At 63.4% G+C, this 7,954-nt stretch carries 5 protein-coding genes and 1 rRNA gene; all 6 read right to left on the reverse strand.

The window, feature by feature from the left end; translation table 11 throughout:
- Nucleotides 1-316: 316 nt before the first annotated feature.
- Complete coding sequence (locus E8M83_RS11580; RefSeq protein ID WP_137173522.1) at nt 317-1,519, reverse strand: DUF3322 domain-containing protein; 1,203 nt, start codon at nt 1,517-1,519, stop codon at nt 317-319.
- Nucleotides 1,516-4,884 carry an ATP-binding protein gene (locus tag E8M83_RS11585; protein WP_137173523.1) on the reverse strand — a complete coding sequence of 1,123 codons (3,369 nt, stop codon included), beginning with the start codon at nt 4,882-4,884 and terminating at the stop codon, nt 1,516-1,518. Before E8M83_RS11585 ends, E8M83_RS11580 begins: the two co-directional genes overlap by 4 nt.
- Entirely contained in the window at nt 4,881-5,477 is a 597-nt protein-coding gene (locus tag E8M83_RS11590) for a DUF4194 domain-containing protein (protein WP_137173524.1), read from the reverse strand. Before E8M83_RS11590 ends, E8M83_RS11585 begins: the two co-directional genes overlap by 4 nt.
- The gene (locus E8M83_RS11595) at nt 5,474-6,928 is read right to left on the reverse strand and encodes a DUF3375 domain-containing protein (protein ID WP_137173525.1); all 1,455 of its coding nucleotides are present in this window, start codon (nt 6,926-6,928) and stop codon (nt 5,474-5,476) included. Before E8M83_RS11595 ends, E8M83_RS11590 begins: the two co-directional genes overlap by 4 nt.
- Before the next feature lie 6 nt (nt 6,929-6,934).
- Nucleotides 6,935-7,576, reverse strand: coding sequence for a DJ-1/PfpI family protein (locus E8M83_RS11600; protein WP_137173526.1), 642 nt, complete (start codon nt 7,574-7,576; stop codon nt 6,935-6,937).
- A 102-nt stretch (nt 7,577-7,678) separates the two neighbouring features.
- Nucleotides 7,679-7,791: ribosomal RNA gene (rrf, locus tag E8M83_RS11605) — 5S ribosomal RNA — on the reverse strand.
- Between the last annotated feature and the right edge of the window lie 163 nt (nt 7,792-7,954).

Genomic DNA, 7,954 nt, shown 5'->3' on the forward strand with positions numbered 1-7,954 from the left:
TATCTCATTGCTGAGACAACGTTAATACTTTTTGTGAACATTTGATATTTTAAGTAATCAAGAACCGAGGTTCTTGGCACCTTCATCAAACGCCCACACTTATCGACTGTTAATTTTTTAAAGATCAGAATTCGGTTACTGCATCTGCCGTTTGCTTCGAAGCGTTGTGTTCGTCAGCAGCAGAGAGGCGAGAGTATGAAGCGTTTCTCAATTTTCGTCAACCTCTTTTTTCTCTTCGTTTTCGCTACCGTGAGGTGGCGTCTGCGTCGAGGAGCGAGACTATAACAAAGCGCCATCGCCCCCGCAAGGGTAGTTTTCAACTTTGTCGAATCGCGTCGACTGCCCAGGTATAGCCAATGCGCTCTTGTTCGAGCCGCAGTCGTTCCTCAAACACATTGTCGCGCAGCTGAGTAAATAGCCGCCGCTCTTGCTCCGTCAGCCGCATCAGGTCCGCCAGGTAACGTTTATCGCCATCCTCCTGCCCCCATACATGGCGATGTGCCTGCAACGTGCCCTCATCCATCAGCAGCGATTCGACGCTGGGGATCGATGCCCGCAAGCGATCGAGGATCGCAAAACCGTGGGTATCGATATCGCCCCAGTACGTGACGTGCCGGGTACGCAGCCAGTCGACCTGCGCCAGGCGGTCGATGCCATAGCCGGCGCCAAACACCACCATGCTTGACTCCACATCGGGAAATGCCAGCGCATTCACCTCGTTCTCCGTTATGTAGATGCGGTCCACGCTGGTGCGCAATGCCGCGAATTGCGCCACAGGCACCATCAGGTCGGAGCAGCCACCGATGGTGTGCCGCCGGTCGAGTATGCGAAAACGAATCTGCGCTGGCTTGCCCAGCAGGCCATAACGCGCCTCGAACTGCCGCGCGCCAATGGCGCCGGCATCGATCGCTTCGGCAGGCAGCACCTGATCGAGCAGCTCTGCAATCAGCCCCTTGCGTACTTCGATGAACTTCGTATCGACACCCGGGATATCGAGCTGACGCAGATAAATGCCCGGGCGCGGATTCGCCACGAACCAGCGCAGCACGGCCAGGACGCGCTCCCATCCATCCCTGTGCTCGAGCAGGCGTAGCGGCTGCCTGGCCAGCCATGGGCGAAGAGCGGGAAACGCGACCAGGGTCGAGGCAACCAGCTCATCGAAGCGGCGCGCGTCGGCGCCACGGCCGATCATGCGCAACGCGGACGCTTCCGACTCCACGATGGCGGCAACCGGAATGCGGTTGCGCCCCAGTTGGCGGTGGTTGATGTCGCGCCAGACCAGCTCATAGCCATCGCCGCGTTCGGGCCGGCTGTTGCTGCGCAAGGCGCCGATCCAGTCACGCACCAGGTCGAACTGCTCGCCCATGGCGGCGACCGAAGGTTGCCGCAGCCGGACCTCATGCGGAAACAAGGCGCCGCCGTCCAGGCGCGCCGCCAGGATCGCGCCGCTGTCCCACAGGCGCTGGACGCTGGCGACGATGTCGCCCGGCGCCGACCATGCGCTGCGCGCCGCCGTCATCCGGCCCGGGCACCGCGCTCGGCGCGGTACTCCTCGATGCTCAGGTAGCGCAGCATCGACTGCCGCCCTTCTTCGCTGTGCACAAATCCCAGGCCCGCGACGTAGGGCTCGATGATGCGGATCTTCTGCAGCGGCGTGACGATCAGCAGCTGCAGGTTCATGCGACGGAACAGCTCCAGTCCATAGCGCGCCGATTCGTCCGAACCGCGCCCGAACGCTTCATCGATGACCACGAAGCGGAACGAGCGCGAACGCACGGCGCCCCATTCGAGGCCGAACTGGTAGGCCAGGCTCGCGGCCAGCACCGTGTAGGCCAGCTTCTCCTTCTGGCCGCCCGACTTGCCGCCGGAATCCGTGTAGTGCTCATGCTCGCTGTCGTCCTCGCGCCAGCGCTCGGACGCCGAGAACACGAACCAGTTGCGCACATCGGTGACCTTGCGGGTCCAGCGCCGGTCCATCTCGGCGCTGCCTTCGCGGCCCCGAAAACGCTCGATTATGCGCCGCACCTGCAGGAATTTCGCCTCGGTGTATTCCTCGTCGCTCGACCCGGTCAGCGCACCTTCGGTGCAGCTGCGCAGGTCTTGCTGGAAATCGCGCAAGTCGGCGTCCAGGCTCGGCTCGGCCTCCAGCGCGATATACCGATTCGGGTTGTAGTCGATCGCATGCAGCGACGTGTTGATGGTCTCGACCCGCTCGCGGATCGTTTCGCGTTCGCGCTTGAGCTGCGACTGGAATCCGGCGATCTCGCGGATCGTGTTCTCGTTCAGCAGCTCCTTGAATTTGCCGGCAAAGCGCGGCAGGTCGTCGGCCTCCAGCACCTGCAGCATGCGCCGGAATTCGGGCGCCGCCTCGATGCTGACATCGACCTCGCGCGCATCGAGCGGCCAGGTAGTCGCGTAATCCTGCATCGCGGTGATGATCCTGTCGCGCAGGGTCGCGATGCGTTTGCTGTCTGCGTCGATGCGTGCCTGGACGAATTCGCGCATGTCGCGTTCGCGGTTATCGCACGATTCGATTGTCAGCGTGTGCTCGCCCAGCGCCTGCTCGCGCAGCGCCTCCAGCGCCGGCAATGTCGTGGCGCGCATGGCGTCGTCGATCGTACTGGCAAGCGCTTCGCTCTCGCCCAGCAGGCTGCGAGCCTGGTTCAGTTTCTCTACCAGCGTCGCCAGCGCGGCATTGACCTGCTTGTACTGCGCGTCGACCCCGGCCTGCACGTCGCCGAGGTCGCGCAACTGCTGTTGCAGCGTGCGCAGCAGGTCGGACGATGCCGCCAGCTCTTGCCGCTCGCGCTCGAGCCGGTCGATCGTCGCCACCAGCGGTTTCCAGTCGAGATCCGCGAAGCTGGCGAACACCGCCAGCTGCTGCCAGAGCCCAAGCACCCTGCCCCATTCGGCGGCTTCGCCCTTGAGCTCGAGGATTTGCCTGGTATGTTCCGTGATGCGGGTGGACAGGTCGCGTTCCTGCTTTGCCAGCGCCGCGATCTTTGCCTCGTTCGACCAGCCCAGCACATAGCTGGTGCGGTCGCCGATCTGGCGCCGGTCATCCTTTTCATGACGCTCGCCGCCCGACTTTACCTGCCCATTGAGGGTGATCGCGCGCTGCTCGCGCCGGAACAGTTCCATTGAGTCGCAGCAGGCATAATCGAAGCGCCGCGCCAGCTCGCCTTCGATCCACGCATAGAACGGTGAATCTGGCTGAATCGACAGCTTGCGCACCAGGGACAGCGGATGCAGGGTGGGCGGCTCGCTCGCGGACAATGGCCGCACCCGGTAGTACACCAGGCGCGCGCCAAGGTGGGTGCGCTCGGCCCACGCCGCGACCTGCGCATAATGCTGCTCGGGCACCAGCAGCGACAGGCCGAAGGCGTGCAGCAGGCGCTCGGCCGCGCCTTCCCAGGCACGTTCGTCCTCGCGCACCTGGATCAACTCGCCGATGAAGGGCAGCGCATCAGGCGCGATCGATAGCGCATCGCACAAGGCCTCGCGCAGCGTCAGCATCTGGCGCGGGATGTTGGAACGGCGCTTGCGCAGCGATTCCAGTTCGTCGGTCAATTCGCCATGCAGCTTCCTGATCTCGCGCACCGTCACGCCGGCCTCGGTCAGGCGGTTGCTGCGCTCGTCGCGTTGCGCAACGCAGGCGGCCTGGCCCGCGGCAATGGCGCCCCGGTTGGCGTCGAAGGTGCCGGCATCATGCGGCGCCGGCAAGCCGAGCGCCGAGGCGATCAGCTCGTACTGCTGGGCGCGCGCGTTCTTCTCACTGCGAGCGACATCGACGCGTGCGATCTCGCCCTTGATCTGCTCGATGCGATTGCCGCCATTGGCCGAGATCGCGGCGGTCAGTTCGTCGCGGGTGCGGGCATGGTTGCGCCGCTCCTGCTCCAACTGGGCCAGGCGGGTGGCGGTGCGTTCTTCGTCCGCAGCCAGGTTGGCGATGCGCTTGTCCAGCAGCTCGGTCTTGAGCAGCGCGAACCACGGTCGCAGGGCCTCGCGACAGGTTCGCAGTTCGTCCATCTGCGTCGCCAGCGCTGCGTGGCGGTCGCAATCGGCGTTCAGCGGCTGCAGGCGCTCGATCTGGGCGCGCGCCTTGAGCACCGCCTCGTGGGCCCGGTTCAAGTCGTCGAAGTGGGTGATCAGTTCGTCGATGCGCGCCTGTACCGGGAACGGCTCCAGCATGTGCTCGCGCACGAACTCGGTCAGGTTACCCACCGATTTCATCGACACCGTCTGGTTGAACAGGTCCATGGCCTGCTCCGAGGCGATGCCGAAACGGCGCCTGAAATCTGCGCCATAGGCCGGAAAGCCGTCGTGCAGGGTGATGCCGGACCTGGCGCGCAGGCGCTTGCGCAGCTGATTGATGTCGGCGAAGCCCGAAAAATCATCGGCGATCGTCAGCCCCGTTTCGGCGACGACGTAGAATCGCTCTGGCTGGCCGCGCGGGTCCTTGAACCAGAACACCTGCGCGAGCGTGATGGTCTCGTCGTAGCCCTCGTTGTGGAACTCTCCGAGCAGCACCGAATAGCTGTGCTGGTCGCGCAGCGCGACCGCACGTGCAGACAGGCCGGTGTCGCCGCGCTCGGACTTGAAGTGGCCCAGCACGTAGGTGCGCAGCGAGCGTTCGCGCGCGTCGGCGCCGGCCGCCTTGTTGTACGAGATCTTGTTGAACGGGACCAGCAAGGTTGTGAGCGCATCGACCAGGGTCGACTTGCCGGATCCGATATCGCCGGTCAGCAGCATATTGGCGCCGCCTGGCTGCATCCGCCATACGCGCTGGTGGAAGGTACCCCAGTTGTACACTTCGAAACGGCGCAGGCGGAATCCGGCCTGCTCGGTCGCTGTCGCCAGGTCGGGATCGGGCGCGGCGTTCATTCGACACCCTCCTTGCCGGCGCCGGCCGCAGCATGCCCGGCATAGCCGTCCAGGCGCTGAGCAAAATCGTCGAGCCACTGGGCATCGACGAAAGCCTTCAGCACGCGCCGCACTTCGAACTGCCCGTCCTGGCCCCGCAGGCGACGCAAAAAGCCGAGATCGACGACCTTGCCCAAGTGCGTGTCCATGCGGTCGAGCAGGCGCGCTTCGTTGGCGGTATCGGGCAGGAACAGGCGCATCTGGTCGACGATGTCTTCGCGGCTGACGACCAGCCGCGTGTCTGCGCTGAGCGCGTCGAACTCGGCCAGCTTCTTGCGCAGCAGGACCAGGATCAGGCTGACCGGGAAGCTGAGCTGGCGGCGCTGGACCAGGCGCGGCAAATCGGGCGTCTCGGGCGTCGATGCCCGCTGGCGCAGATAGGCATAGCCCTCCGCCTCATCGAGGATCAGTTCGAGCCCGATCACGCTGCAGTAGTCGCGCACGCGCGCCTGCAGGTCGAGCAGGGCTTGCCACTGCGGCTCGGCGTTTTCGCGATACAGCACGCCCTGGAACAGGGTGACTACCACTTGCCCCAATCGGTCGTCGTCATTCATTCTTGTTCTCGTTCCCTCAGCGTGAAAATCACCATCGGCAGTGTTGCCTCGCGCCGGTGGCCATCGCCGCTCGTCCATCCGATGCATTCGGCGCGTTCGTCATCGATCACGGCGGCCACGTCCTGGGTCGCCAGCTTCAGGTAGGTCGCCAACTCGGCCAGGCCCTGCTCGATCGGATTGTCCATGACCACCGCCGCCAGCGATACCTGGCTGCGGGTCTGCAGTGCGCGCCGCACGTTGGACGCCAGGCGCACCTGGTCGACATACACCTGCTCGAACAGCGCGTCGGACAAGATGGTCGCAGCGGCTTCCTCGACTTTCACCGCGCGGATGTCGGCCTTGAATGGCGGCGTGTACAGCACCCGCTCCATGGGCAGGGCAAATTCCGGCCCGGCGTCGTCGATGTCGGCAAACGCAGCGTCGGGAACCTGGCCGCGCAGCGACAGCGCCTTTTGTTCGACCTCCCGGATCAGCTCCATGATACGACGGTTCTCGAGCCAGGCCTGGTCGTCGAGATAGCGGCGCAGCTGCTCCGACAGGCGCGCCACGGTGCGCTGCGTCACCTCGCCGGCCTCCAGCCAGTCGTAGTGAATGCGGCGCAGGCGGCCGTCGGGTTCGAGTTCGCGGATCGGTGCGAGCGCCATGACCTGTTCCAGCAGCTTGCCCAGTTCATCCTGGCGCGACGGCGACATCAGCAAGTCCCAGAAGGCGCGGAAACTCTTGCCTTCGTCAGATTCGGTGATCAGGTCGCGCCAGCCGAAGATCTGCTGCAGCAGTTCGCCCTTGCCGCCGTCCCAGGTGGCGATCCTTTCGCGCACGCTGCGGTCGAGCGTGCGGAAATTCTGATCGAGTGCGCGAAAATCGGACAGCAGTTCACGGGCGGTGGCCGCCATCTGCAGGAAGCGCTCGCGCACCTGGGTCGGCTCCATCATGGTCAGGTGGCCTTCCTTGATCTGCGTGATCTCGGCATCGATGTCCGCCTTGCGCTTCTGGAGTTCGGCGATGCGCGCACGGGGATTGAGCTCGGTGCCGTCGGCGATCTGCTTGAGCAGGTCGAACACCGTCATCAAGCGCGACTCGGTACCGATGAAAGCGCGCTGTCCCAGCCCCTGCAGCCATTCCAACGCCTGCTCGGCGGGTGAGGTCAAGTCGTAGTGGGGTTCGTCTTCGCCAGGTGGATAGTATTTTCGCAGCCAACCCCGGTCGTCGGACGCCCAGTCGTCGAGGTAGCTGGCCGCGGGTTTGGGAAACGCCTGCTCGCCGGTCAGCTCGTGAAGTTGGTACAGGTGATCGTCCAGCTGCGACACCAGCTGCTGGCGAGAGATCGTGCGCACATTCGGCGCGACGAAGCTGCGATGCAGGAAGCTGGCGATCATCGGCGCGTGGTCGGCGGCAAGGAGCCGCCAGGAGGGGTGCGCACGGCGCTGGGCGAGAAGCTGCTGGTAATCCATCGCGGGCTATGACGAAGCGGTCGGCGTAGTGGACATCGAAGCGACCAGTTCGTGATACCAGCGCTCCTGGCGGGTCTTGTGCAAGCGGTACCACGCCTTGGCGGTTTCCGGCTTCCAGACCTTGAGCATCTTCAGCACCTCATACGAGAACTCGAGCGGCGCCAGACCACTTGCCGTGATCAGATTGTCGCCGCGGACAGCGGGCTCCTTGCGGTACATATGTTCACCGCGGTAGTCGGGGCAGGATGTTTTCAGGAATCCGAGATCGTTGGAGGTGTGGCGCCGTGCATTCAGTGCGCCGATGCTGGCCAGGCCGATGGTTGCGCCACAGATGGCAGCGACCTGGCGGCCTTCGTCCAGCACCTTGTGCGCCAGTTCGAGGGCGGGTCTTGCTTGCCCGGATTGCCAGATTTCTGCGCCAGGTAGCAGAAGCAGGTCGTTGTCGCTCATCTGGATGTCATCGATTGCCATATCGGGCGTATGGATCACGCCGCCCATGCTTGTCACGGCATCGCAATTCAAACCGGCCTTCAGCAATTGACAGTCTTGTGATGGGTCGGCGAAGAACCGGCGGCTATGCAGTTCTGCCGTCAGGTATCCGATTTCCCAATCAGCCAGCGTATCGACGACTACCAGGTAGACCTTCATTGCTTTCCTCGGTAACAGGACAGGATAGACCTTGGGATTTTACGCGTCTCCAAAGCAAAAAACCCCACCAAGGTCACTTGATGGGGTTTTTCTATATAACTAGCCTGACGATAACCTACTTTCACACTGGTTGCAGCACTATCATGGGCGCAAAGTCGTTTCACGGTCCTGTTCGGGATGGGAAGGGGTGGGACCGACTTGCTATGGTCATCAGGCATGACTTGTACGAGCATTCGTTGGACGCGTCGGCAGCGAAGCTGCCAACCCTACGTCGGGCGAAGCTCTGAATCTGGAAGAAGTAATGTTGGGTTGTAGCTTGTATTCAAGCAGTTGTACTCGTCAACCTCGGACTACCAAGGTTATAGGGACAAGCCTTAC

Origin of the sequence: Massilia sp. HP4, from assembly GCF_005222695.1 — a bacterium.
In the GTDB taxonomy this organism is placed as follows: domain Bacteria; phylum Pseudomonadota; class Gammaproteobacteria; order Burkholderiales; family Burkholderiaceae_D; genus Telluria.

Bases quoted from the DNA above. Each gene is read 5' to 3' on its own strand.
- E8M83_RS11595 (WP_137173525.1), bottom strand. From the start codon at position 6,928: ATGGATTACCAGCAGCTTCTCGCCCAGCGCCGTGCGCACCCCTCCTGG.
- E8M83_RS11580 (WP_137173522.1), bottom strand. From the start codon at position 1,519: ATGACGGCGGCGCGCAGCGCATGGTCGGCGCCGGGCGACATCGTCGCC.
- E8M83_RS11585 (WP_137173523.1), bottom strand. From the start codon at position 4,884: ATGAACGCCGCGCCCGATCCCGACCTGGCGACAGCGACCGAGCAGGCC.
- E8M83_RS11590 (WP_137173524.1), bottom strand. From the start codon at position 5,477: ATGAATGACGACGACCGATTGGGGCAAGTGGTAGTCACCCTGTTCCAG.
- E8M83_RS11600 (WP_137173526.1), bottom strand. From the start codon at position 7,576: ATGAAGGTCTACCTGGTAGTCGTCGATACGCTGGCTGATTGGGAAATC.